Here is a 25,800-nt window from a genome sequence, read left to right as displayed (position 1 = left end):
TCTAGAGGAAGTCCGCCCACGGCTGGTCCCAGACCTGCTTGACGCACAGGACCAGGAACAGCACGCCCGCGATCACGAGCATGGAGTTGCTCAGCGGCCCGTTGCGCCATTCACGCGGTGTGCGGGAGGAGTTGAGGAGGCGGAGCAGGGTCAGGGCGAGGAAGGGCAGGAAGGCAGCGCCCAGCACCCCGTACAGGATGACCAGGCGGAACGGCTGGCCCTGGAAGAGGAGGACGATCGGCGGGAAGGTCAGCCACAGGAGGTACCCGCGGAAGGCCCAGGACCGGTCGTGCCGGCCCGCCGCCACCTCCTCGGCCCCTTCCCCGCCGCCGCGGTAGTGGGCGACGAAATCCGCGAACATCAGGCTCACGCCGTGCCAGACCCCGATCAGCGAGGTGAACGAGGTGGCGAAGAACCCGATGAGGAAGAACTTCGCGGTCGCCGTGCCGTATTCGGCCGCCAGGATGTCGCCGAGCTGGATCAGGCCCTTGTCGCCGCTCGCGATGGCCACGTGGGAGGAGTGGAGCATCTCGGCGCCGACGAAGAGCATCGCGATCACGAAGATGCCCGTGGTGGCGTAGGCGACGCGGTTGTCGAGCCGCATGACCTTCATCCAGCCGGTGTCGGTCCAGCCCTTCGCGTTGACCCAGTAGCCGTAGGCGGCCAGTGTGATGGTGCCGCCGACCCCGCCGATCAGGCCGAGGGTGTTGAGGACGGAGTCCTTCTCGTCGGGGAGGACGGGCAGCAGGCCCGCGAAGGCCTCCGGCAGATTCGGCGTGACCCGGATCGCCAGGTACACCGTCACCACGAACATGACGCCCACCAGGACCGTCATGACCTTCTCGAAGACCGCGTACTTGTTGAACCAGACGAAGACGAGGCCGACCAGCCCGCAGGCCACGCCCCACCAGGGGAGGCCCATGACGTGGGGGAACAGTGCCTGGAGGGGCAGCGCGCTCGACGACATCGCGGCGGCGCCGTAGACGAAGCCCCAGACGACCACGTAGACGACGAAGAAGTACGTGGTCCAGCGGCCGAGGCTCGCCCAGCCGTCGAAGAGGGTGCGGCCGGTGGACAGGTGCCAGCGGCCCGCCGCCTCGGCCAGCGAGATCTTGACGAGGCAGCCGATGACGGCGGCCCACAGCAGCGTGTAGCCGAAGCTGCTGCCCGCGATCAGCGTCGCGACGAGGTCCCCCGCCCCGACGCCGGTGGCCGCGACGACGATGCCGGGCCCGATGTACCTCCAACTGGACCTGCGGGGGCGGGAGACGGTCGGGCCGGTCTCCCCTGGCGCTGACGTGCCGGTGGTCTCCGTCATGCGGTTCAAGAAAGCGCAAAGGCGGGGGCGGGCACAAGGGCGCGTAGGCCGATCGCCACGCGATGTGCACAGCCTGGTACCAGAGCCCGCACCTCGGACGCCGCGTCCGGACCACCCTCCAACAGCCCCCGCCCGCGGCCGGTTCCCGTCACTCCTTCATGGGCATGTCTTGACCTGCTCATGCCATAGCCGCACGATGAGCCCCACATCCGCACCGGCACGTCGCCATGAACCACCCCCCGCTCCACTCCACCATTCCGGGGAGACACCGGAATTCCAGGAGAATCCAGGAGATTTCATGCGACTTCGCACACGCGGCCGCGGCAGCCCCCACGGAGCGCGAAGAGGCGGACGGCGCACCGCCGCACTCGCCGTCCTCGCGGCCCTCGCCCTCGCGGCCCCCCTCACCGCCACCGCCACCGACGCCACCGCGAACGGGGCACGGACCCCCGCGTCCTCCCCCGACGACATCCGCCAGTACGAGATCCACCAGGCCTCGACTCCGGTCTCCCGTACGGCGATCCAGCGATCGGGCGTCACCGTGGACGAGTCCGACGAGGAGACCGTCGTCGTCTCGGGCCGCGCCGACCAGATCACCGCGCTGCGCCGCCAGGGATACACCGTCTCCCCGTTGGGCGCCGCACCCGACCGCGCCGCCGGAAGCGGCGGCACCCGCCTCTTCGACTTCCCGACGGCCGACGCGAAGTACCACAACTACGCCGAGGCGAACGCCGAGATCGACCAGCGGCTGGCGGCCTACCCGGCCATCATGAGCAAACGGGTGATCGGCCGGTCCTACCAGGGCCGCGACATCATCGCCGTCAAGGTCAGCGACAACGTCGGCACGGACGAGAACGAGCCCGAGGTGCTCCTCACCTTCCACCAGCACGCCCGCGAGCACCTCACGGTGGAGATGGCGCTGTATCTCCTGCGCGAACTCGGGGCCGGCTACGGCGGCGACGCGCGCGTGACGAACATGGTGAACAACCGTGAGATCTGGATCGTCCCGGACCTCAACCCGGACGGCGGCGAGTACGACATCGCGACCGGCTCCTACCGCTCGTGGCGCAAGAACCGGCAGCCCAACTCCGGTTCCTCGTACGTCGGCACGGACCTGAACCGCAACTGGAACTACAAGTGGGGCTGCTGCGGCGGCTCTTCGGGCTCCACGTCCTCGGAGACCTACCGGGGCGCGTCCGCCGAGTCGGCGCCCGAGGTGAAGGTCGTCGCCGACTTCGTGCGCGGCCGGGTCGTCGGCGGCAAGCAGCAGATCACCGCGGGGATCGACTTCCACACGTACAGCGAACTGGTGCTGTGGCCCTTCGGCTACACCTACTCGGACACCGCGACGGGCATGACGGCGGACGACCAGAACGCCTTCAGGACCGTCGGACGGAAGATGGCCGCGAGCAACGGCTACACCGCCGAGCAGTCGAGCGACCTGTACATCACGGACGGCTCGATCGACGACTACCTGTGGGGCACCCAGAAGATCTTCGACTTCACCTTCGAGATGTATCCGACGTCCAGTTCGGGCGGCGGCTTCTACCCGCCGGACGAGGTCATCGAGCGCGAGACCTCACGCAACAGGGACGCGGTGCTCCAACTCCTGGAGAACGCCGACTGCATGTACCGGTCGATCGGGAAGGCGGCGCAGTACTGCGCCTAGGAAACGAACCGGCCGACGGCCGGGGATCCGCGCGGCCGGCCTCACCGGGCGCGCGGATCCCCGTACCGGCTAACGGCCCTCGGCCTCGTCGGCGGGCTTCCCGGCCGACTTCTCGGCGGACCTGTCAGCGGTCTTCGGCTCGGAGTCCGTCACCTCGGCATCCGTCGGCTCCGCCTCCGCCGTTTCCCGTTCGCCCTCGGCGTCCGCATCGGCATCGGCTTCGGCGCCGTCCTCGAAGTACGTGTCCAGGACGGCGTCGAGCTGCTCCTCCCACTCCTTGAAGCGGGAGCGGGCCGCGGCCTCGATCTCGATGGGGTACCAACGGGCGTCCGGCGTGTGCACCGTGACGGTGAACCGCTTGCCGAAGCGGGGCGACTCCGTCTCCACCGCGCCGATCTCGTCCCAGCGGAACTCCGCCTCTTGGTCGTCCAGACGCAGGCGGACTCCGCCGTGGTCGGCTCTGATCGAGGCCCGCCGGTCGGAGGCCTCGAAGACCGGGCCCTCCGGTTCGGCATCGGCCTCCTCGTCGGACGCGACCCCCGACCCGGCGTCCTCGGCTTCCGCGTCCGGCGCCTCGTCGGGCACCGCGTCGTCGGGGACCGCCGGGTCGGAGGCGGCCGCGGAGGGCGTCTCCTCCGCGGTCCCCTCCCCGGTCTCCTCGACCGCGTCCTCCGGTTCCGCGGGCACGGGTGACGTAAGCCCGGGGATGTACGCCGGGTTCACCGCGGCGGCGTCCAGGGGCTGGCTCTTCGAACCTATGCGCTGCTCCACAGCGCGAAGTATGGTCGAAGATCCTGTGCCGGACACAGCCAGCCCCTACTTAGCTATGCCTCTGTTACATGGGAGGGCCCGTCCCCGCTAGACGAAGAGGCTGACCACGGCGGCCACCGCGAACCCCGCGACGGACAGCACCGATTCGAGAACCGTCCAGGTCCGCAGGGTGTCGCGCTCGCTGATGCCGAAGTACTTGGCGACCATCCAGAAGCCGCCGTCGTTGACGTGCGAGGCGAAGATGGAGCCCGCCGAGATCGCCATGATGACGAGCGCCACGAAGGCCTGGGAGTGGTCGCCCTCGGTCAGGAGCGGCGCCACGATACCGGCCGTGGTGACGATCGCGACCGTCGCCGAGCCCTGCGCGACCCGCAGCACCAGGGAGATGAGATAGGCCAGGACGATGATCGGCAGGCCGACGTCGTGGAAGGTGTCCGAGAGGGCCTGGGCGACTCCGCTCGCCTTCAGCACGGCGCCGAAGATGCCGCCCGCGCCGACCACCAGCAGGATGTTGCCGACCGGCTTGAGGGACGAAGTCGACACCGTCTCCAGGGACTTGCGGGACCAGCCGCGCCGGATGCCGAGCAGGTAGTAGGCGAGCAGCAGAGCGATCGTGAGGGCGACGAACGGGCTGCCGAAGAACTCGATGACCGAGCGCAGGGTGGACGGGTCCAGGACGATCGAGGAGAAGGTGGCGGCGAGGATCAGCACCAGCGGCGTACCGATGATGCCGATGACCGTGCCGAGCGGGACGGGCTGCTCGCGCGGTTCGACGCCCTGGGCGCGCTGCTCCTCGACGACGGCCTGCTTGGCCTCCTCGGCCGCCTCGACCATGTCCTGCGGCACGGGGACGAAGATGCGCCGGCCGATCCAGGCGGCGTAGACCCAGGCGGCGAGGACGGACGGGACGCCGCAGATGATGCCCATGAGCAGGACCCAGCCGAGCTGGACGTGCAGGAGTCCGGCGGCGGCGACCGGGCCGGGGTGCGGCGGCAGGAACGCGTGGGTCATCGACAGGCCGGCGAGCAGCGGCAGGCAGTAGAGCAGGATCGACTTGCCGGAGCGCTTGGCGGAGGCGTAGACGAGCGGCGCGAGGACGAAGATGCCGACGTCGAAGAAGACCGGGATGCCGAAGATGAGGCCGGTCAGGCCCATCGCGAGCGGGGCGCGCTTCTCGCCGAAGAGGTTGAGCAGGCGGGTGGCCAGAACCTCGGCGCCGCCGCTGACTTCGAGGATGGCGCCGAGCATGGTGCCGAGGCCGATGATGATCGCGACGTGGCCGAGGATGCCGCCCATGCCGGACTCGATGACCGAGACCGCGTCGGACTTCTGGACCGTGCCGAACAGTTCCGTGACGGAGAGTCCGGCGGCGAGGCCGACGGCTATGGAGACGGCGAGCAGGGCGACGAACGGCTGGAGTCTGACCTTGATGATGAGGAAGAGCAGGAGCGCGATACCGAGGGCGGCGACCGTGAGCAGTCCGGCCGTGCCGTCGAGGAGGGTCAGGAGGCCGCCGGTGTGCGGTGGCGTCTCGGGGGCTGTCGCGGCGAGCGGATACGACGACATGGGTGGAGGGCCTCGTTTTCGTAAGTCCATGGTGCTTTCGGGCAGGGGGTATCGCGGTGCGGCGCCTCCTGGATGGGGGCGCCGCACCGTGATGACGTACGGGGTGCGGGAGTCGGACGGGCGTGAGCCCGCGAGCGGACGTCAGCCGAGGACGGCGAGGACGTCGATCTCGATGAGGAGCCCGGCCGGCAGACCGACGTAGACCGTCGTGCGGGCGGCGGGGGGCGCGGTGAGGCCCTGCTCCTCGAAGTACTGGTTGTAGATCTCGTTCATCTCGGCGAAGTGGTCGACGTCGGTGAGGTAGACGCGGATCATCATCGCGTCGTCCCAGCCGGAGCCGCCCTCTTCGAGGATCGCCTTGACGTTGGCGAGGGTCTGGAGGGTCTGCTCGCGCAGGGTGGGCCCGGCGGGCGTCGGGGGCTTGCCGTCCTCGGCGGGCAGGAAGCCGACCTGGCCGGCGACCTGGAGGATGTTGCCCTTCTTCACGCCGTGCGAGAACTTCGCGGGCGGGGTGGTGTGGGTCGAGGGGGTGAGAGCGGTCTTGTCGGTCATGCGGTGATCATTCCTTCGTGGGGGCTTTGCCGGAGTAGTCGCGGCTGATGGCGTCCGCCGTACGGCGCACCAGCGGGAGAAGGGTGAGGAGTTCGTCGGCGGTGACGACGACGTTGGGCGCGGAGACCGACATGGCGGCGGCGACCCGTCCGTCGGCGCCGCGGATGGGCGCGCCGACGCAGTTGATGGACTCCTCGTGGCCACCGAGGTCGGTGGCCCAGCCCTGTTCGCGCACCGTCGCCAGTTCCTTCATGAAGGCGGCGGCGCTGGGGGTCGAACGGGCCGTGTACAGGGGGTAGTCGAGTTTGTCGGCGACGGCCCGCCGCTCGGTCTCGGGCAGGTCGGCGAGGAGCAGTTTGGCGACGGCGGCGACGGTGATGGCGACGGGTTTGCCGATCCGCGAGTACATCCGCACCGGGTAGCGGCTCTCCACCTTGTCGATGTAGAGGACCTCGTTCTCCTCGTACACGGCGAGGTGGACGGTGTGGCCGCACTGCTCGTTGAGGCGGACGAGGTGGGGGTGGGCGATCTCGCGGACGTCGAGGTTCTCGACGGCCTCCTGCGCGAGGGCGAAGAGGCGGGCTCCGAGGCGGTAGCGCTGGTCGGACTGGCGGTGGACCAGGCCGTGTTCGTGGAGGGTGCGCAGCAGGCGGAGCGCGGTGGACTTGTGGACGCCGAGGCGTTCGGCGACCTGTCCGAGGTCGGCGGGGCCCTCGGCGAGCAGCGGCAGGATGCTCAGCGCTCGGTCGACGGTCTGGCTCATGGCGTACGTACCTCCTCGGCGGCCCGTGCGTCGGCTTCGGTCCAGCCGGGGCCGAGACGAAGTGTCTCCCAGGCGCGGTCGTCGAGTGCGGCCAGCCGGTCGGCGTGGCCGCGGGCGGGCGGCTGGGCGAGGTCGCCGGGGACGGTGAGGGCGGCGGCGGCCATCAGGTGGCCGTGCCGGATGCGGTCGCGGACGGGCAGGCCGCGCAGGGTGGCGGAGAGGAATCCGGCCGCGAAGGCGTCCCCGGCGCCGACGGCGGCGACGACGTCGACGTGCAGGGCGGGGACGAAGATGCCGTCGGCCGGCACGGCCCCTTCGCCGGCCCGCCTGTCGAAGACGACGGCTCCGTCCTCGCCGTGCTTGACGACCAGGACGTCCGGTTCGGGCAGGGCCTCGCGGACGGCCCGGGCCCCGTGCAGGTCCCAGGCCTCGCTCGCCTCGTCGTCGCCGACGAAGACGAGGTCGGCGCCGCGGGCGAGGTCGAGCAGGACGCGCGGGCCCTCGGGGTGGTCGCGCCAGAGTCCCGGGCGGTGGTTGACGTCGAAGGAGACGAGGGGGCGGCCGGGACGCGGGGCGGTCAGCTCGCGCATCAGGGCCAGACAGCCGGCGGACAGGGCGGCGGTGATGCCGGACAGGTGCAGGACGCGCGCCGACCGGGTGGCGGCCAGGTCGGTGTTGTCGGCGGTCATCGCGGAGGCGGCGGATCCGGCGCGGTAGTAGGCGACTTCGTGGGCGTCGGTGGCCCGGTCGCCCGCGGTGCGGAAGTAGATGCCGGTCGGCCGGTCTGGGTCGCGGCGGACGGCGGAGGTGTCGACTCCGTACGCCGCGACGGCCTCCACGAGGTGGTCTCCGAACCCGTCGGCGCCGACCCGGGAGACCCAGCGCGCGGTGTGTCCGGCAGAGGCGAGGACACAGGCCACGTTGGACTCGGCGCCGCCGATGCCCCGCTCGAAGGACGGTACGTCGGCGAGGCGCCCGGCCCGGGTGGGCAGAAAGGTGACCATGGACTCGCCGAGCGCCACCACGTCCACGCCGCCGGCGCGGGCGTCGGTGCCGGTGTCGGCGGTCGCGTCGGGGGACGCTGCGCCTGCGGGTCCGTTGCTGGTCACGATGGTCGGGGCTCCTCGCTGTAGCGGCCGACGGCGGCGAACGGCACCGTTGACCCTGCGTTGGCTGGGATGTTAGACAGCGGTAAGCGACATACGCAATGAGCGTTGCACACCATGCAACATGCTCAGGCCGCAGCACACCGCGCACCTGTTCCGAGCACCCGGGACACGGACACCAAGGAGGCTCCATGAGCGCCGACACCGCCGCCGCATCACTGGCCGCTCTCGCGGCGGACCGCGTCGACCACCGCTTCAAGGGCCTCCCCCCGGACGCGTACGGCCTGACCGTGGGCGAGCTGGCCGCGCGGCGCAGGAACCTCTTCACGGACGGCTTCACCACCCCGGTGCTCGCCCTCTCCGCCGAGCGCCTGGCCCACAACCTCGAACTGATGGAGACGTACGCCACCCGGCACGGGCTCGCCTTCGCCCCGCACGGCAAGACGTCCATGGCCCCGCAGCTCTTCCACCAGCAGATCGAGCACGGTGCCTGGGGCATCACCCTCGCCGTCCCCCACCAGGTGCGCGTGGCCCGGGAGTTCGGCGTCGACCGGATCTTCCTGGCGAACGAGCTCGTCGACGCGGCCGCGCTGCGCTGGATCGCCGCCGAGCTGGCCGGGGACCCGGACTTCCGCTTCGTCTGTTACGTCGACTCGGTGCGCGGTGTGGAACTGATGGACGCCGCTCTGGACGCGAGCGCCCGCCCGGTGGACGTGGTCGTCGAGCTGGCCGCCGGGGAGGGCGCCCGTACCGGGGTGCGGACGGAGGCGGAGTGCGCGGCGGTCGCGGACGCGGTGGGGGCCACCTCGACGCTCCGGCTGGTGGGTGTCGCGGGCTACGAGGGCGAGGTGCCGGACGCCGACCCGGAGCGGGTGCACGCCTGGCTGCGCCGGCTGACCGCGCTCGCGGTGTCCTTCGACGGCGCCGGACGGTTCAAGGGCCTCGACGAGGTCGTGGTGAGCGCGGGCGGCAGCGCCTGGTTCGACGCGGTCGCCGACGTCTTCGCGGAGATCCCCGACCTCTCCCTGCCCGTCCTGAAGCTGCTCCGGTCGGGCGCGTACGTCTCGCACGACGACGGCCACTACCGGAAGCTGACGCCCTTCACCCGGGTCCCGGAGGAGGGCGCGCTGCACCCGGCGTTCCGGCTCTGGGCGCAGGTCGTCTCGCGGCCCTCGGCCGAGCAGGCGTTCGCGAACGCCGGCAAGCGGGACGCGGCCTACGACCTCGACCTCCCCCTCGCCCAGGTGGTGCGCCGCGACGGTGCCGAGCGCCCGGCGGACGGCGTCGAGGTCACCGGCCTCTCCGACCAGCACGCCTGGCTGCGGACGGGACCGGAGGCGGATCTGGAGGTCGGCGACTGGCTCGGCATGGGCCTGTCGCATCCGTGCACGTCCTTCGACAAGTGGCAGCTGATCCCACTGGTCGAGGCGGACGGCACGGTCGTCGACTACATCCGCACGTTCTTCTAGAAGAGTTGGGTCGTTCCATGGATCACGCCGAGCTCGTCATCCGGGACGTGGACGTCGCCGACGGCAGCGGCGCCCCCTCCTACCGCGCCGACGTGGCCGTCCGCGAGGGCCGGATCGTGTCGATCGTGAAGGAGGCGGCGGCCGCGGGCTGTCAACGGCCGCGCGGGACACGTGAGCTGGACGCGGAGGGGCTCGTCCTCGCCCCCGGCTTCATCGACATGCACGCGCACAGCGATCTCGCGCTGCTGCGGGATCCGGACCACAGCGCGAAGGCCGCGCAGGGCGTGACCCTCGAAGTCCTCGGCCAGGACGGCCTGTCCTACGCACCGGTGGACGACCGGACGCTCGCCGAGGTCCGCCGGGCGATCACCGGGTGGAACGGCTACGGCGAGGACATCGACTTCACCTGGCGCTCCGTCGGCGAGTACCTGGACCGCCTCGACCACGGCTTCGACGGCGAGGGCATCGCGGTGAACGCCGCGTACCTGATCCCCCAGGGCACCGTCCGCATGCTGGCGGTCGGCTGGGAGGACCGCGACGCCACTCCTCAGGAGCTGGACCGGATGCGGCAGTTGGTCGCGGACGGCCTGCGCGAGGGCGCCGTCGGCATGTCCTCCGGGCTGACGTACACCCCCGGGATGTACGCCAAGGACGCCGAACTCACCGCCCTGTGCCGGGTGGTGGCGGAGCACGGCGGCTACTACTGCCCGCACCACCGCTCCTACGGGGCGGGAGCCCTCGCGGCGTACGAGGAGATGGTGGCCCTCACCCGCGAGGCCGGCTGCCCGCTGCATCTCGCCCACGCCACCATGAACTTCGGCGTGAACGAGGGGAAGGCGCCCGACCTGCTGGCCCTGCTCGACACGGCGCTCGCGGGCGGCGCCGACATCACCCTCGACACGTATCCGTACACGCCCGGCTGCACCACGCTCGTGGCGATGCTGCCGAGCTGGGCGAGCGAGGGCGGGCCGGAGGCGGTCCTCGCCCGGCTGCGGGACGACACGACCGCCGAACGCATCCGGCACCACATGGAGGTCCTCGGAGCCGACGGCTGTCACGGCGTGCCCATCGAGTGGCGCACGATCGAGATCTCGGGGGTGAGCGACCCGGACCTCGGCTGGTACGTCGGCCGGTCCGTCCAGGACGCCGCCGACCTGCGCGGCGAGGCGCCCTGGGTCACCGCGCGCCGCCTGCTCGTCGAGGACGGTCTCGGCCCGACGATCCTCCAGCACGTCGGCCACGAGGAGAACGTCCGCGCCATCATGCGGCACCCGGTGCACACCGGCGGCTCCGACGGCATCCTGCGCGGCGACAAGCCGCACCCGCGCGCCTACGGCACCTTCCCGCATTATCTCGGCCGGTACGTACGGGAGTTGGGCGTGCTGTCGCTGGAGGAGTGCGTCGCCCACCTCAGCGGCAGGCCCGCCGCCCGGCTGAGGCTGCCCGACCGCGGGCTCGTCCGCGAGGGCTACCGCGCCGACCTCGTCCTCTTCGACCCGGCGACGGTGGCGGCGGGCTCGACCTTCGAGGCGCCGCGCACGCTGCCGACCGGTATCCCGCACGTCCTGATCGACGGGCGGTTCGTCGTCGAGGACGGCCGCAGGACGGACGTCCTGGCGGGACGGGCGGTCCGCCGCACGGCGTGACCGCCCGCCCCCGTCGGCCCGTTCCCGGACGGGACCTACGGCTTGGGCAGGACGCAGCCGCTCGCGGCCAGGTTGAGCTTGTTGCCGGTCGTGAAGCACGCCGGGATCTGGTAGGTCTCCTCGGCGTAGTTGATGCCCTGGCGGACGGTGACATTGCCGCTCGCGTCGACCTCGCACGGGTTGTTCACCGTGCAGCGCTCGCCGTCCTCGTTGCCCGTGTTGTTGACGGCGACGACCTTGCCGGTGGCCTGGTCGACGACCGGGGAGCCCGAGGTGCCGCCGATGGTGTTGCAGGCGGAGGTGTAACGGACCGAGTCCTTCCAGGTCCAGTCACCCTCCTTGAGGCGGTACACGAACCCGTCGACGTTGCAGTTGTAGAGCTTCTTCCAGTAGCCGGAGGCCACGGTGATGGCCGTACCGGCGGTCGGGTGCGTGTTCTGCACCGTCAGCGCGCTGATGCCGTACGAGTTCCTGATGGTCGCGTAGGTGCTGGTGAGCTGGTAGATCGTGATGTCCGTGTCGGTCATCGTGGAGTACGCGACCTTGCTGGCCCGCAGCGTGGCGACCTTGGTGCCGGCCGAGTTGAGCAGGCCGAAGGTCCGGCTGGAGCTCTGGCCGACGATCACCTCACCGGGCTCCGGGAAGCCGGTCTCCAGGCAGTGCCCGTTGGAGAGCACGAGCGCCGGGTCGGTGTCCGCCGAGTTGGGGAAGCGGACGACGGATCCGGAGCAGTTGCTGAGCGCGACGGTCCCGGCGAGGCTGACGGCCTTCAGGGCCGGCGCCCCGGTGTCCGCGGTGACGGCGGAGGCCGAGCTGTGCGCGGGAGCCGACTCGGGCGCGGGTGCCGCGACCGCGGGTGCCGCGCCGGCCCCGGCGATCACCAGGGCGAAGAGCGCGGCGACGAGAGGCTTTCTCATGTGGGGGTCCCCTCTTGCGACGTGGGGCGACCGGAGGTCTTCCGGCCACCTTCTGTTTTGTCATGCGCATTGTGAGGGGGGTGGGGCGGGTGGACAAGAAGCGGTTTCCGGCCGGGGATGTCCCGAACAACACCCTTTACAGAACGGTCTGTTCGTAAGCCTCCTGGACGGACCGGAGGAGCAACGCCTCGCTCGTGGCCACGCGGGCGTCGACGGCCCGCGCGAGCGCCTCGCGGTTCGGCGTGACCCGGTTGGTGAAGAAGACGGCCGGCCCCCGGTACAGCCCGCTCTCCCGCCAGCCCGCCAGATCCGTGAGCCCCGCCGCGCGGTCCGACCCGCGCTGCACGTCGGAGACGAGCAGGTCGATCCGGTCGGCCACGAAGGCCCGCTCGGCGCCGTCCCGGCCGGTGGCCACCCGCACGCGCGCGCCGCGCTCCTCCAGCGCGTCGACGAACCGGGTGTTGCGCTCGGGGTGGTCGTCGACCCAGAGGATCTCCATCCCGGTGTACGGCCGCCGGGCGGTTCCGGCGCGCGCGGGTTCCGGACCGTCGTCCGCACGCACCGACGCGAGTTGCGGCACTCCCTGCTGCAACCGCCCCACCAGGTCGTCCACCTCGTCCAGCGCCATCAGGTCCTCGACGAGCCGGCCGAAGTTCGCGTCGAGCGCCAGGTCCGGGAATCCGGTGGGCAGTTGCTCCTCCAGGCGGGCGAGCAGTTCGCTCCAGTCCTGGGCCCCGTCCCCTCCGTCCCGCTCCGGGGCGATCAGTCCGTACGCGCGCAGACAGCCCACCGCCACGTCCCAGTCCCCTTCGACGGGCCGGGCGAACGGCCGTCCGAGCACCCGGCGGGCCGCCCGGTAGCGGAGGAACTCGCGGGCGGCGTGCACGTCGGCGCCGTCGCGGGCGAGCAGCACCCGGTAGAAGTCGGGGTACAGCTGCTGGAGGAGCAGGACGCGGATGACGGCCTCGGCGCTGTAGGCCTGCCAGACGGGGTTGAGCGCGGACTCCAGGCCGAAGCCGTTGAGGAGCCGCTTGATCCGGCGCGGGTTGCGGGCCGAGCGCCGGGCGATCAGCTCGGCGAGGTGGTCGTCCAGCAGGTCCTGGATGCCGGAGCGCCGTGCGCAGGCGTCCACGTACGCGCGGACCTCGGACGCCGCCGGGACCGGCACCCGGTAGCTGGTCTGGAGGACCTTCTCCATGAAGGCCGAGCCGGCCGGCGACAGGTCGCGCAGGAGTCCGTCCGGTCCGAGCGCGGAGCGGTCGCACCCGATGACGAACGCGAGCCCCGGCACGTCGAGGTACACCTTCACCGCCTCGCACACCGCGAGCACGGTCTCCTCCGAGCAGCGGTCGAGGTCGTCGATGAAGACGACGAGGAGGCGCCGGGTGTCGTGGGGCGCGGACGCGGTCCACTCCGCCGTCAGCTCGCGCAGCGCGTCGCGCATGGCGTTGCGGGAGCGCGCGTCGACGGACAGGTCCTGCCAGAGCCGGTCGACGAGGGCGGCGGCGCCGAGCGGTCCGGACAGGACGGTGAGCGCCGCCCGGAACACCCCGACGAGCGCCCGCCGCTCGGAGACGCGCTGGAGGGCGCGCCGCAGCACCCGGCGGTCGAAGCGCACGAGGACGGACTTGATCAGCCCTTCCAGGGCGTCGGCCCCGGTGGAGGTCCAGGCGTTGTACCAGACGGTGTGCACACCCTGTCTGGCCCCCAGCTCGGCGTCCACCAGCCGCATGAGGCTGCTCTTGCCCATGCCCCACCCCGCGTCCACCGCGAGGGTGAACGGGGTCGCGGCGCGTGAGCCGTGGAGCAGCCGGGCGAGTTCCCGGGCGGCCCGGCCCGCGCCCAGCAGATCGTCCCCCGGCCCGCTCACCGGCTCGTCGTTCAACAGCGAGAACTCCACGCCCTGCCTCCCCCGTACGGCAGGGTCAACCTACTGGGAGGGACGGCCGGCCGGGGGTCTTCCGTCGCCCTGAGGGAGGAACCTCCCCCGGCGGGCTTCGCGGCCCCGTGGACCCGGGTCCCGGCGGTGCGCCGCCGCGATCACCAGGGCTTTCGGAGTATCGCGCGGACAAAGACGCCCGAACCATCACGTCTCACGTGGTGAAAAACACCCCCCGGTCCTCGTTACGCGGCCGTAAGCTCACGGACATGCAGGTGATCCAGTCCACGAAGCTCGCCAACGTCTGCTACGAGATCCGGGGTCCGGTTCTTGAGGAGGCGATGCGGCTGGAAGCGGCCGGTCACCGCATCCTCAAGCTGAACACGGGCAACCCGGCCGCCTTCGGGTTCGAGTGTCCGCCGGAGATCCTGGAGGACATCCTCCGCAACGTCTCGTCGGCGCACGGCTACGGCGACGCCAAGGGCCTGCTCGCCGCCCGGCGTGCGGTGGTCATGCACAACCAGACCCTCGGCATCGAGACGGACGTCGAGCACGTCTTCATCGGCAACGGCGTCTCCGAGCTGATCGTGATGGCGATGCAGGGCCTGCTGGACGACGGCGACGAGGTCCTCGTACCGGCGCCGGACTACCCGCTGTGGACGGCCGCCGTCTCGCTGTCCGGCGGCACGGCCGTGCACTACCGCTGCGACGAGCAGTCCGACTGGATGCCCGACCTCGCGGACGTGGAGCGGAAGGTCACCGACCGCACCAAGGCGATCGTCATCATCAACCCGAACAACCCGACCGGCGCCGTGTACGACGACGCGATGCTGCGGGGGCTCACCGACATCGCCCGGCGGCACAACCTGCTGGTCTGCTCGGACGAGATCTACGACAAGATCCTCTACGACGGGGTCACGCACACCGCGACCGCCAAGATCGCCCCGGACCTGCTCACCCTCACCTTCAACGGCATGTCGAAGGCGTACCGGGTGGCGGGCTACCGCGTCGGCTGGATGTCGATCTCCGGGCCGCGCGGGCACGCGGACTCCTACATCGAGGGACTGACGATCCTCGCGAACATGCGGCTGTGCGCGAACATGCCGGGCCAGCACGGCGTGGTCGCGGCGCTCAGCGGACGTCAGACGATCAACGAACTGGTGCTGCCGGGCGGCCGCCTGAAGGAACAGCGGGACGTGGCGCACGAGCTGCTGACGCAGATCCCGGGCGTGACCTGCGTGAAGCCCAAGGGGGCGCTGTACCTCTTCCCGCGCCTCGACCCCAAGGTCTTCAAGGTCAAGGACGACCGGCAGATGGTCCTCGACCTGCTGCAGCGGGAGAAGATCATGGTGGTCCAGGGGACGGGCTTCAACTGGCCCGAGCCGGACCACTTCCGGGTGGTCACGCTCCCGTCGGTCGGGGACCTGACGGACGCGGTCACGCGGATCGGCACCTTCCTGGACGGCTACAGCCAGCCGTGACGGAGGGCGCCCGGGCGTGCACGGCGTTCACCCTCCGTGCGCGCCCCGTCCACTTCCGCGAACCGACTCAACTTTAGACCAGATCCAAGCTAGGATGGTTTCCTGTCAGGCACAGGAGGCCCTCCCATGTACGAACCGATCCGCACGAAGTCGGTCCACACGGTGGCCGGCACCCCCTCCTCGGACTTCCCCCACCGGTCCCGCGAGGAGGAGCTGGACATCCAGCTCGCCGGTCACCTCGCGGCGCTGCTCGCGGTGACGGACGAGATCCGCACGGTGGCACCGTCCGCGGACCTCGACACCGCCGCCGAGCGACTCGCCGGTCAGGTGACCCGCCTGCGCGGCGGTTCCACGCCGGTCCGCGCCCCGGCCGCCGCCGTCGGTGAGGCCCGGCTCGTGACCCTGCACCGGCGCGCCCACGACCTCGCCGGCCGCGCCCTCGTCGTGGCCGCCTCCCGCGCCGACACGTCCGCGGCGATCCTGTCCGCGGAGCGCATGGACGCGCACGCCGCGGCCACCGGCGCCCGCGAGCTCGCCACCCGCTGAGCCCGGCACCACCGGCCCCGCACCCCGGCCCCGCACCACCGGGCCCGGGGCCCCTCGATCGGCCTCGGTCCGCGCGCTTCGACCGCGACGCGCGGACCGGGTGCCTCATGAGGGCCACGCCCGCCGCCCGCTCCCGGCACGCGCCCCGCACGCATCGCCCCGGGACCCTCCCGCGCCGCCGGACCGGCGGCTGCCCCTCCGGTTGCGTACCGGGACCCGGTCGTCACCCCGCGTTCACCCTCCGAGACGGGGAACGTTGGATTCCGAGGTGCACGCTCCAGGCGTGAGACGTATCGCAGGGATCGTCCTGGCGGTCCTGTTGATCGGCGGAGTGGCAGCAGCCGTCGTCGCGGGCCGCGATGGTCAGGACAAGGGCACGGCAACGAAGACCGTGCAAGGTGTGATCGGTTCGGAGAAGGCGGAGTTCTTCGCCGACCCCGATGTGGTGAAGGCCCTCGCCGCCAAGGGCTACACCGTGAAGACGGAGACCTCCGGGTCCTGGGCCATGGAGGGCCTCGACCTCAAGGGGTACGACTTCGCCTTCCCCTCCAGCCAGGCGCCGGCCGACGAGCTCGCGGACAAGTACCACGTCCGCCGGCCCCTCCCCCGGCCCTTCTACTCGCCCCTCGTCGTGGTCGCCCATCGCAGCGCGGCACAGGTCCTCGCCGCCAACGGACTGGCCACCCTCGCCAAGAACACCGGCACGCTGAGGATGGCGGCCTACCTGGACGCCGCCCGGCACGACCGGACCTGGCAACAGCTCAAGGGCACCTCGGCACACGGCGAGCTGACCGGCACGCTGTTCATCGCCAGCACCGACCCGGAGACCTCCAACTCCGGCGCCCTCTATCTCGCCGCCGCGTCCTACGTCGCCAACGGCGGGAACGTCGTGGCCGACGACGCCGCGATCGGCCGGACCGCACCCCTGATGCACCAACTCGTCAGCGTCCAGGGAGCCCAGCAGTCCAGCAGCGACGCCGAGTTCCGGGATTTCGTCAGCGGCGTCGGCAACCCCCTCGTCCTCGTCTACGAGTCCCAGGTCGCGGCCCTGCTCACCGAGGGCCAGGACGCGGGCGACCTGACGGTGCTCTACCCGGACACCACGGCCAACAGCGACCACACGGTCGTACCGCTCACGCCCGAGGGCCGGGCGCTCGGTGAACTCCTCAGCACGGACCCGGCGTTGCGCCGGCTCGCCGTACGGCACGGTTTCCGGCCGCAGGGCGCGACCGCCGAGTTCACCGCGGCGACCGCCGCCCACGCCACCTACCTCAACCAGAAGCTGACCGGCGTCCGGCAGGCGCCCGTGCCCGCCTCCAAGGTGCTGCACGAGATGGCGCGCCGGGCCGGGAACTAGGGGGAAGCGCATGACCACCGAAGACCCGTTCACGCTCACTCCGCCCGAGGCCGTGGCGCCCGTGCCGCGCGAGAAGGCCGGGGGGCTCGTGCCCGTCGACGCCGCCGTACAGGACGAGATGGCCCGGCGCGCGGCGGAGTACATCGAGGGACTCGCCGTCCTGGACGTCCGCTCGCCCGAGTTCGCCGGCAAGGTCGGCGAGATCGCCGGGCTGGGATCGAGCGAGATGCGCGGCGCCGCCGCCCAGTCCAACCGGATGCTGGAACGGACCATCCGCAGCCTGCCCTCCACGGGCGAGGACGCCCAGTCGCACGTCGCGGGCTCACTCGTCGAACTCCGCCGCGTGGTCGAGGACCTGGACCCGCGCGATCTGTCGGCGAGCAAGGGCCGCAGGTTCCTCTCCAAGCTCCCCGGCGGCAACCGGCTGCGCGACCACGTCGCCAAGTACGCCTCCGCCCAGGGCACGTTGAACAAGATCGTGGGCTCGCTGCGCGGCGGCCAGGACGAACTGCGCAGGGACAACGCGGCCCTGCAGACCGAACGCGTCCGCCTCTGGGAGACGATGGGCAAGCTCCAGGAGTACGTCGTGCTGACCCGGGCCCTGGACGGCGCCGTCGAGGACCACATCGCGGGCGTCGACACCACCGACCCGGCGCAGGCCGACACCCTGCGCTCCGACGTCCTCTTCCCCGTCCGGCAGAAGCAGCAGGACCTGCTCACCCAGCTCGCCGTCTGCGCGCAGGGCTATCTCGCGATGGACGTCGTCCGGCGCAACAACGAGGAACTCATCAAGGGCGTCGACCGCGCGGCCACCACCACCGTCTCCGCCCTGCGCATCTCCGTGATGCTCGCCTCCGCGCTGGACAACCAGCGCAAGGTCGTCGACCAGGTCAACGCCCTGCGCGGCACCACCGAGGACCTCATCCGCGGCAACGCCGAGATGCTCGCCACCCAGAGCGGCGAGATCCAGCGCATCGCCGCCGACCCGGCCGTCGGCGCAGAGACCCTGCGCAACGCCTTCCAGGAGATCTACCGCACCCTCGACGCCATCGACACGTACAAGGTGCGGGCGACCGAGACGATGGCCGCGACGGTGGAGTCCCTCACGTCCGAACTCCAGCAAGCCGGCGGCCGTCTGGAGCGCAGCCGCACCCAGGGCGCACTGGAGGGCGGGCTCGGATGAGACACCTCCGACAGGCGGCCTGCGCGGCCGTGGCGCTGCTCGCCGTCACCGCGTGCACGTCCCAGGGCGAAGGGAGGTCCGGGGACGGCAACGCCCCCGAGCCCGGCACCCTCCGGATCCTCGCCTCCAGCGAACTCAGCGACATGAAGCCGGTCCTCGACCGGATCAGGCAGGACACCGGCATCACGGTCAGGCCCACCTACATGGGCACGCTCGCCGCCGTGGACCTGCTCGCGCGCGGCACGGCGGACGACGCCTACGACGCCCTGTGGCTCTCCTCCGACGACTATCTGCACCTGCGCCCGGAGGCCGCGAGGAAGGTCGTCTCGGAGACACCGGTCATGTCGAGCCCGGTGGCGATCGGGGTCGAGCCGGCCACCGTGACCGCGCTCGGCTGGAAGCCCGACGACGTGACCTGGTCCCAGGTGGAGAAGGCGGTGGCGGAAGGGAGGCTGACGTACGGCATGACCGATCCGGCGCGCTCCAACTCCGGCTTCTCCACGCTGATCTCGGTGGCCTCCGGGCTGTCCGGCGCCCAGTCGGCCCTCACGACCGCCGACGTGGACAGGGCGACGCCCCGGCTGCGGAAGTTCTTCGGGGGACAGAAGCTGACGTCGGGTTCGTCCGGCTGGCTGGCCACCGCCTACGAGCGCCGCGGGACGGTGGACGCCCTGCTCAACTACGAGTCCGTCCTCAAGGGCGTCAAGGGTCTGACGGTCATCCGTCCCCGGGACGGTGTGGTGACCGCCGACTACCCGCTCTCCTCGCTCGCCGCGTCCTCCGCGGACACCCGCGAGACGGTCCGGCGTCTCGCCGAGGCGCTGCGCGCTCCGGACAGCCAGCGGCGGATCACCGAGACGACCCACCGGCGCCCGGTCGTCGCCTCCGTCGCCCCGGCGGCGGGACTCGACACCGGACGCCGGCGCGAACTCCCCTTCCCCGGAAGCCGGTCCGTCGCCGACAAGCTCCTCGACGCCTACGAGAACAAGCTCCGCCGGCCGTCCAGGACCGTATACGTCCTGGACACCTCGGGCTCCATGGACGGCGACCGGCTCGACCGGCTCAAGAAGGCGCTCGGCGATCTCACCGGCGACTTCCGCGACCGCGAGGAGGTGACGCTCATGCCGTTCGGATCGGACGTCAAGAGCGTCCGCACGCACGTCGTGCGACCCGAGGACCCGAAGGCCGGACTCGACGCCATCCGCGCCGACACCCGCTCGCTGAGCGCCGACGGCGACACCGCGATCTACACGTCACTGGAGAAGGCGTACGAGCATCTCGGCGCCGACGACGACACGTTCACCTCGGTCGTGCTGATGACGGACGGCGAGAACACCCGGGGCGCGAGCCCGTCCGACTTCGACGCCTTCTACGACCGGCTGCCGGACGGACAGCGGCAGATCCCCGTCTTCCCGATCCTCTTCGGCGACTCCGACCGCGACGAGCTCCAGCACATCGCCGACCTGACCGGCGGCCGTCTCTTCGACGCTCAGAAGGGCTCACTCGACGGCGCCTTCAAGGAGATCCGTGGCTACCAATAGGCTTGTCGGCTTCCTGGAGTCCCGCAAGAACCTCACCGGCAGCGCGTGCGGGATCGCCGGGCTCGCGCTGACCTTCGCCGGGATCGCCGGTCCGTACTGGCCGGTGGTCGTCGCGGGTCTGTACGGCGCGGGCGCGCTGATCGCCCCGCCGGAGCGCCCGCCCCTCCCCGACTTCCCCGACCCCTCCGCCCAACTGGAGGAACTGCGCGGCGACTTCGGAACACTGCGGGAGTATCTCGACGGGGTGGAGCTGCCGCCGGCGGCCGCCGGCCGGCTCACGGAACTGACCGAGGTGCTCACCGCGCTGCTCGACCCCGGCTGGGTCGCCGAGGTCCTCGCGCAGGACCCGGAGGGCGTGCACGCCCTGTCGCGCGCGGTACGGCAGGACGTCCCGGAGGCGGTCGACACCTTCGTGCGGACCCGGTGGTGGACCCGGCTGGCTCCCGGCACGGATCCGCCGGAGCGCCATCTGGAGCGCCAGCTCACGGTGTTGCAGGAGGAGGCGGACCGGCTCGCGGCGGCGCTGCGCGAGACGGAGGCCCGGCGCCAGGAGTCACACACCCGCTATCTGGAGGAGCGCGGCCGCTCGCAGTGACGGCCGTTTTCCGGCCGTCCCGTTCCCGCACGGGCGATGCTGCCGGGGACGGAAGCGGCCGGGCCCCGCACAGGGGTGTGCGGGGCCCGGCGGGGTGCTGTCACCGCGGCCGGTCCGGACGACGTCGCAGGTCAGGGCAACGGGACCGGCCGCGGAGCGGCGGGGTGCGTCAGCCCAGGCGCTGCACCAGCGCGCGGTACTCGTCCCACAGCTCGGTCGGAGTGTGTTCGCCGAAGGTGTTGAGGTGCTCGGGGACCAGCGCGGCCTCCTCGCGCCAGACTTCCTTGTCGACCGTGAGCAGGAAGTCGAGGTCGGCGTCGGCCAGTCCGAGTCCGTCGGTGTCCAGGGACTCCCGGGTCGGCAGGACGCCGATCGGGGTCTCGACGCCCTCGGCCTTCCCTTCGAGGCGCTCGACGATCCACTTCAGGACGCGGCTGTTCTCGCCGAAGCCGGGCCACACGAACTTTCCCGCGTCGTTCTTGCGGAACCAGTTCACGTAGTAGATCTTCGGGAGCTTCGCCTGGTCCTTGTCCTTGGCGACGTCGACCCAGTGACCCATGTAGTCGCCCATGTTGTAGCCGCAGAACGGGAGCATGGCGAACGGGTCGCGGCGCAGCTCGCCGACCTTGCCCTCGGCGGCGGCCGTCTTCTCGGAGGCGACGTTCGCGCCGAGGAAGACGCCGTGGTTCCAGTCGAAGGACTCCGTCACCAGCGGTACGGCCGTGGCACGGCGGCCGCCGAAGAGGATCGCCGAGATCGGCACGCCCTTCGGGTCCTCCCACTCCGGCGCGATGATCGGGCACTGCGAGGCGGGCACCGTGAAGCGGGCGTTGGGGTGCGCGGCGGGCGAACCGGATTCGGGCGTCCAGTCGTTGCCCTTCCAGTCGGTGAGGTGGGCCGGAGTCTCCTCCGTCATGCCCTCCCACCAGATGTCGTTGTCGTCGGTGAGCGCCACGTTGGTGAAGACGGAGTTGCCCCAGAGGGTCTTCATCGCGTTGGCGTTGGTGTGCTCACCGGTGCCGGGCGCGACGCCGAAGAAGCCCGCCTCGGGGTTGATGGCGTACAGCCGGCCGTCCTCGCCGAAACGCATCCAGGCGATGTCGTCGCCGATGGTCTCGACGGTCCAGCCGGAGACGGTGGGCTCCAGCATGGCGAGGTTCGTCTTGCCGCAGGCGCTCGGGAAGGCGGCGGCGACGTACTTCGACTCGCCGTGCGGGGGCGTCAGCTTGAGGATGAGCATGTGCTCGGCGAGCCAGCCCTCGTCGCGTGCCATCACGGACGCGATGCGCAGGGCGTAGCACTTCTTGCCGAGCAGGGCGTTGCCGCCGTAGCCCGATCCGTACGACCAGATCTCACGGGTCTCGGGGAAGTGCGAGATGTACTTCGTGGAGTTGCACGGCCACGGCACGTCCGCCTCGCCCTCGGCGAGCGGCGCTCCGAGCGTGTGCACAGCACGCACGAAGAAGCCGTCGGTACCGAGTTCGTCGAGGACGGGCTGTCCCATGCGGGTCATGGTGCGCATGGAGACGGCGACGTAGGCGGAGTCGGTGATCTCGACGCCGATCGCGGACAGGTCCGAACCGAGGGGGCCCATGCAGAACGGGACGACGTACATCGTCCGGCCCTTCATGGAGCCGCGGAAGACGCCCTTCTCTCCCGCGAAGATCTCGCGCATCTCTGCGGGAGCCTTCCAGTGGTTGGTCGGGCCCGCGTCCTGCTCCTTCTCGGAGCAGATGAAGGTCCTGTCCTCGACCCGGGCGACATCGGTCGGGTCGGAGGCCGCGTAGTACGAGTTGGGGCGCTTGATCGGGTCGAGCTTCCTGAAGGTGCCCTTGCGGACGAGCTCCTCGCTCAGTCGCTCGTACTCGGCCTCGGATCCGTCGCACCAGACCACGTTGTCCGGCTGGGTCAGTTCGGCGATCTCGTTGACCCACGAGATCAGTTCTTTGTGGTTGGTCGGGACGGGAGCCGCGATGTCGCGCGCCACGATTGCTCCTAAATGAGGGTTTTGTTGTTGTGCCCCGTGGGGGCTGCGACCCGGATGCTTCACGGTGGTTGACCCCCTGGCGCTCATCCGGTGCCGACCGCACTCATTTGATCATCCGACTGAACCGCCCATATGTCCAGAGGGCCTCACACCTGAGCGGAGTGAGCATCGCCACTCGCCGGAGGGTTTCCCCCCGCTTGCTTCGGGTTCACCGTGAGTACCCCCGCGCCGCCCGGCCAGCCGCGTGAGAGCATGGCCACTATTGGCGGCTCCTTACGTCGGACTGACGCGTAACTTACGGTTCCGTAGGTACGATTCGGACCATGACTGCGTCCGTCCCCGACGCGCCCACGGACTCGCCGGCCGCCGGCCCCGGGTCCGTCGCGCACACCCTGTCGGAAGAGATCAAGCCCAAGCTCCGCGGCTGGCTGCACCTCGGCATGTTCCCGGCCGCCCTCATCTCCGGACTGATCCTCACCGCGCTGGCGGACTCACCTCGCGGCCGCGTCGCGTGCGGGATCTTCGCCCTGACGGCCTGCCTGCTGTTCGGCGTCAGCGCCCTCTACCACCGGGGCGACTGGAGCCCGCGGATGGACGGCGTCCTGCGCAGACTCGACCACGCGAACATCTTCCTGATCATCGCCGGCACCTACACCCCGCTCACGATGCTGCTGCTCCCCGACGCCAAGGGGAAGTGGCTGCTGTGGAGCATCTGGGCCGCCGCGGCGGCGGGCATCGCCTTCCGGGTGTTCTGGGTCGGCGCCCCGCGCTGGCTCTACACCCCCTGCTACATCGCCATGGGCTGGGCGGCGGTCTTCTTCCTCCCCGACTTCATGCGCACCGGCGGCATCGCCGTCCTCGTCCTGGTCGTCGTGGGCGGCCTGCTCTACAGCGCGGGCGGGGTCATCTACGGCATCAAGCGCCCGAACCCCTCCCCTCGCTACTTCGGCTTCCACGAGGTCTTCCACTCGCTGACCCTCGCGGCGTTCGTCGTGCACTACGTCGGCATCTCCCTGGTGGCCTACCAGCACGGATGACCCCTCCCCGGGCGCCACCGGCCCCGGGACCCCTTTCTTCGGCAGTGGCCGCGACTCTCGAGTCGCGGCCACTGCGCGTTTCCGGGAGCCCCCGACAGACGGCGAACCCGCGACGGGCGGCACGAAATGACAGCATGAGTGGATTGACAGTCATGCCCTTTTGATAGTTACTCTCATTTCATGGTGACTATCACGCACGACGGTGCCGTCCGGCGCGACCCGCGCCGCTGGTGGGCCCTCGGGGCCCTGGTCGCGAGCATGCTCGTGCTCGGCTTCGACATGACGATCCTGAACGTCGCACTGCCGACGATGGCCCGTGACCTGGGCGCCTCCACCGGACAGCAGCAATGGACGGCCGACGCGTATGTCGTCGTCTTCGCCTCGCTCATGCTCCCCGCGGGCCTGCTCGGCGACCGCTTCGGACGCCGCCGGATGCTCATCACCGGGCTCGGCGTCTTCCTCGCCGGATCCCTGGCCGGCGCCCTCGTCTCCGACGTGACCTGGGTGATCGTCGCTCGCGCCCTGATGGGGGTCGGCGGCGCGCTCGTCATGCCGCTCGCCCTGGCCGTACTGCCCTCGCTCTTCGGACCCGACGAGCGCACCAAGGCCGTCGGAGCCGTCTCCGCGGCCTCGGCGCTCGGTCTGCCGCTCGGCCCGATCATCGGCGGCTGGCTGCTGAACCACTTCTGGTGGGGATCGGTCTTCCTGGTGAACGTGCCGATGGCGGCCATCGGCATCGCCGCCTGCGTGCTCCTGCTCCCCGAGACCCGCGACCCCGCCTCGCCCACGGTGGACACCGTCTCCACCGCGCTCACCGCGGTCGGCCTCAGCGTGCTGATCTACGCCATCATCGAGGCCCCGGGACGCGGCTGGGGCGACCCGCTCGTGCTCACCTGCTTCGCCGCCTCCGTCGTCCTCATCACGCTGCTCGTCGTACGGGAGCGCCGCGCCGTCCGCCCGATGCTGGACCTCTCCCTGCTCGCGCAGCGCGGCTTCCTGCTCAACACGCTCGCCGCGACGCTCGTCATGTTCGTGCTCTCCGGCCTGATGTTCGTGCTGCCGCAGTACCTCCAGGCCGTCCTCGGCCACGACGCGCTCGCGACCGGCGTACGGATGCTGCCGATGATGGGCGGACTGCTGATCGCCTCCCGGGCCGCCCAGCCGCTGCTCGCCCGGTTCGGGGCCCGCGCGGTGATCAGCGCCGGTCTGGTCACCCTGGCCTTCGCCGCGTTCCTCGGCAGCCGGACGACCGTCGACGACGGCTACGGCTTCACCGCGCTGTGGCTGTCCGTCGCCGGACTCGGCTTCGGCTTCGCCGTCGTCCCCTCCATGTCCGCCGCGCTCGGCGCCCTCCCCCGCGACCGGGCCGGCAGCGGCTCCGGCCTGCTGATGACCGTGCGCCAGGTCGGCGGGGCGATCGGCATCGCCCTGCTCGGCTCGCTGCTGGCGAGCGCGTACACCGACCGGCTCGACACCTCCGCCCTGCCCCGCGCGGCCGCGGACACCGCCGGGGACTCCGTGGTCGGCGCACACGTGGTCGCCGCCCGGCTCGGCGACCATGCCCTCGCCGCCTCCGCCGACGCCGCCTACGTCCACGGCATGGACCTGGTCCTGCTCGTCAGCGGCGTCGCCGCGCTGGTCACCGCGCTGCTGGCCGCCGCGCTGCTGCCCGGCGCCCGCCCTTCCGTGCCCGCGCCGAAGGAGGACACCAGCATGGCCCCGGCTCCGGCCGATGCCGGACAATGAGGACCATGGCCGCCACCGCACAGAGTTCCACTCCCGCCGCGGAGCCCCAGCCGGGGCTCCGCGAACGGAAGAAGATCAAGACCCGCATCGCGATCCGCGAGGCGACGTACCGGCTCATCGAGGCACAGGGGTACGACGCCACGACCGTCGAGCAGATCGCGGAGGCGGCCGAGGTCTCCCCCTCCACCGTGTTCCGGTACTTCCCCACCAAGGAGGACATCGTCCTCACGGACGAGTACGACCCCCTGCTGGAACAGGAACTGCGGGAGCGCCCCGCCGACGAACCCTGGTTCGACTCCCTGCGCCACGTGCTCCGCAAGGCCATCGGCCTCGGCGGGTCGGAGGAGCCCGAGGTCTCCCGGCTGCGGACCCGGCTGATGGTCGAGGTCCCCGCGGTGCGGTCCCGGATGATGGAGAGCGCCTCGGTCACCGGGAGACTGCTCAGCCGGGCCATCGCGGAGCGCGTCGGCCGGGACCCGGACAGCCTGGAGGTCCGCGTCTTCGCCATGTCCCTGATCGGCGGGCTGATGGAGACCTCCCTGTACTGGGCCGAGACCGGCCACCGCGAGGACTTCGCCGACCTCGTCGACCGGACCGTCAGCGTCCTGGAGCACGGTCTGCCGCCGCGAAACCCGGAGGCCGCGGGAGCGCCCCGCATGTCATCCTGACCG

Annotated in this window: 21 protein-coding genes; 12 read left to right on the top strand and 9 right to left on the bottom strand. The window is 71.2% G+C overall.

The features are described 5' to 3' along the window. Nucleotide 1: 1 nt before the first annotated feature. Complete coding sequence (locus B0675_RS13995) at nt 2–1,318, bottom strand: Nramp family divalent metal transporter (RefSeq protein WP_081219128.1); 1,317 nt, start codon at nt 1,316–1,318, stop codon at nt 2–4. A 298-nt stretch (nt 1,319–1,616) separates the two neighbouring features. Between B0675_RS13995 and B0675_RS13990 the strand changes: the two genes are divergently transcribed. After that, on the top strand, nt 1,617–2,987 hold the full coding sequence (locus B0675_RS13990; RefSeq protein WP_081219127.1) for a M14 family metallopeptidase: 1,371 nt from the start codon (nt 1,617–1,619) through the stop codon (nt 2,985–2,987). Between the two features lie 69 nt (nt 2,988–3,056). Here B0675_RS13990 and B0675_RS13985 read toward each other — a convergent pair whose 3' ends face one another. The 5 genes from B0675_RS13985 to B0675_RS13965 all read right to left on the bottom strand — a co-directional run bounded on the left by B0675_RS13985 (nt 3,057) and on the right by B0675_RS13965 (nt 7,670). Next, nucleotides 3,057–3,758 carry a hypothetical protein gene (locus tag B0675_RS13985; RefSeq protein ID WP_081219126.1) on the bottom strand — a complete coding sequence of 234 codons (702 nt, stop codon included), beginning with the start codon at nt 3,756–3,758 and terminating at the stop codon, nt 3,057–3,059. Nucleotides 3,759–3,845: 87 nt separating this feature from the next. Next, nucleotides 3,846–5,324, bottom strand: a complete 1,479-nt coding sequence (locus B0675_RS13980; RefSeq protein ID WP_081219125.1) for a gluconate:H+ symporter — start codon at nt 5,322–5,324, stop codon at nt 3,846–3,848. Between the two features lie 141 nt (nt 5,325–5,465). Further along, on the bottom strand, nt 5,466–5,876 hold the full coding sequence (locus B0675_RS13975; RefSeq protein WP_081219124.1) for a RidA family protein: 411 nt from the start codon (nt 5,874–5,876) through the stop codon (nt 5,466–5,468). Between the two features lie 7 nt (nt 5,877–5,883). Next, nucleotides 5,884–6,639 (bottom strand): IclR family transcriptional regulator, encoded by a 756-nt coding sequence (locus B0675_RS13970; RefSeq protein WP_081219123.1) that lies wholly within the window; start codon nt 6,637–6,639, stop codon nt 5,884–5,886. After that, nucleotides 6,636–7,670 carry a sugar kinase gene (locus B0675_RS13965; RefSeq protein WP_277625247.1) on the bottom strand — a complete coding sequence of 345 codons (1,035 nt, stop codon included), beginning with the start codon at nt 7,668–7,670 and terminating at the stop codon, nt 6,636–6,638. Before B0675_RS13965 ends, B0675_RS13970 begins: the two co-directional genes overlap by 4 nt. Nucleotides 7,671–7,936: 266 nt before the next feature. Here B0675_RS13965 and B0675_RS13960 point away from each other — a divergent pair, with 266 nt between their 5' ends. Both B0675_RS13960 and B0675_RS13955 read left to right on the top strand, forming a co-directional pair. After that, complete coding sequence (locus B0675_RS13960) at nt 7,937–9,214, top strand: amino acid deaminase (protein WP_081219121.1); 1,278 nt, start codon at nt 7,937–7,939, stop codon at nt 9,212–9,214. Between the two features lie 17 nt (nt 9,215–9,231). After that, on the top strand, nt 9,232–10,860 hold the full coding sequence (locus tag B0675_RS13955; RefSeq protein WP_081219120.1) for a D-aminoacylase: 1,629 nt from the start codon (nt 9,232–9,234) through the stop codon (nt 10,858–10,860). 35 nt (nt 10,861–10,895) lie between these two features. Here the strand turns inward: B0675_RS13955 and B0675_RS13950 are convergent, their stop codons facing one another. Together B0675_RS13950 and B0675_RS13945 are read right to left on the bottom strand one after the other, a co-directional pair. After that, nucleotides 10,896–11,777, bottom strand: a complete 882-nt coding sequence (locus B0675_RS13950) for a serine protease (protein ID WP_081219119.1) — start codon at nt 11,775–11,777, stop codon at nt 10,896–10,898. A gap of 136 nt (nt 11,778–11,913) precedes the next feature. Beyond that, nucleotides 11,914–13,677 (bottom strand): P-loop NTPase fold protein, encoded by a 1,764-nt coding sequence (locus B0675_RS13945; protein ID WP_081219118.1) that lies wholly within the window; start codon nt 13,675–13,677, stop codon nt 11,914–11,916. A gap of 248 nt (nt 13,678–13,925) precedes the next feature. Between B0675_RS13945 and B0675_RS13940 the strand changes: the two genes are divergently transcribed. The 6 genes from B0675_RS13940 to B0675_RS13915 all read left to right on the top strand — a co-directional run bounded on the left by B0675_RS13940 (nt 13,926) and on the right by B0675_RS13915 (nt 20,359). Continuing rightward, the gene (locus B0675_RS13940; RefSeq protein ID WP_081219117.1) at nt 13,926–15,137 is read left to right on the top strand and encodes a pyridoxal phosphate-dependent aminotransferase; all 1,212 of its coding nucleotides are present in this window, start codon (nt 13,926–13,928) and stop codon (nt 15,135–15,137) included. A gap of 126 nt (nt 15,138–15,263) precedes the next feature. Further along, a complete protein-coding gene (locus B0675_RS13935; protein ID WP_081219116.1) occupies nt 15,264–15,683 on the top strand; it encodes a hypothetical protein in 420 nt (139 codons plus the stop codon). 283 nt (nt 15,684–15,966) lie between these two features. Then, nucleotides 15,967–17,040, top strand: coding sequence for a substrate-binding domain-containing protein (locus tag B0675_RS13930; protein ID WP_081219115.1), 1,074 nt, complete (start codon nt 15,967–15,969; stop codon nt 17,038–17,040). A gap of 10 nt (nt 17,041–17,050) precedes the next feature. After that, nucleotides 17,051–18,223, top strand: a complete 1,173-nt coding sequence (locus B0675_RS13925) for a toxic anion resistance protein (RefSeq protein ID WP_081219114.1) — start codon at nt 17,051–17,053, stop codon at nt 18,221–18,223. Next, a complete protein-coding gene (locus B0675_RS13920) occupies nt 18,220–19,764 on the top strand; it encodes a VWA domain-containing protein (protein WP_081219113.1) in 1,545 nt (514 codons plus the stop codon). Before B0675_RS13925 ends, B0675_RS13920 begins: the two co-directional genes overlap by 4 nt. Then, complete coding sequence (locus tag B0675_RS13915) at nt 19,751–20,359, top strand: hypothetical protein (RefSeq protein ID WP_081219112.1); 609 nt, start codon at nt 19,751–19,753, stop codon at nt 20,357–20,359. The genes B0675_RS13920 and B0675_RS13915 overlap by 14 nt, the downstream gene beginning before the upstream one ends. A gap of 169 nt (nt 20,360–20,528) precedes the next feature. On the opposite strand, the gene B0675_RS13910 is transcribed toward B0675_RS13915, so the two are convergent. Beyond that, complete coding sequence (locus B0675_RS13910) at nt 20,529–22,346, bottom strand: phosphoenolpyruvate carboxykinase (GTP) (RefSeq protein WP_081219111.1); 1,818 nt, start codon at nt 22,344–22,346, stop codon at nt 20,529–20,531. Nucleotides 22,347–22,669: 323 nt separating this feature from the next. Between B0675_RS13910 and B0675_RS13905 the strand changes: the two genes are divergently transcribed. The 3 genes from B0675_RS13905 to B0675_RS13895 all read left to right on the top strand — a co-directional run bounded on the left by B0675_RS13905 (nt 22,670) and on the right by B0675_RS13895 (nt 25,797). Further along, entirely contained in the window at nt 22,670–23,383 is a 714-nt protein-coding gene (locus tag B0675_RS13905; protein ID WP_081219110.1) for a hemolysin III family protein, read from the top strand. Nucleotides 23,384–23,563: 180 nt separating this feature from the next. After that, on the top strand, nt 23,564–25,129 hold the full coding sequence (locus B0675_RS13900) for an MFS transporter (RefSeq protein ID WP_081219109.1): 1,566 nt from the start codon (nt 23,564–23,566) through the stop codon (nt 25,127–25,129). Between the two features lie 5 nt (nt 25,130–25,134). Then, nucleotides 25,135–25,797, top strand: a complete 663-nt coding sequence (locus tag B0675_RS13895) for a TetR family transcriptional regulator (protein ID WP_107482621.1) — start codon at nt 25,135–25,137, stop codon at nt 25,795–25,797. Nucleotides 25,798–25,800 lie beyond the last annotated feature (3 nt).

Origin of the sequence: Streptomyces sp. M41(2017) (assembly GCF_002078175.1) — a bacterium.
In the GTDB taxonomy this organism is placed as follows: Bacteria; Actinomycetota; Actinomycetes; order Streptomycetales; family Streptomycetaceae; genus Streptomyces.
Note: the sequence above shows the minus strand (reverse complement) of the source record. Positions and strands in the feature narration are given on the sequence as shown.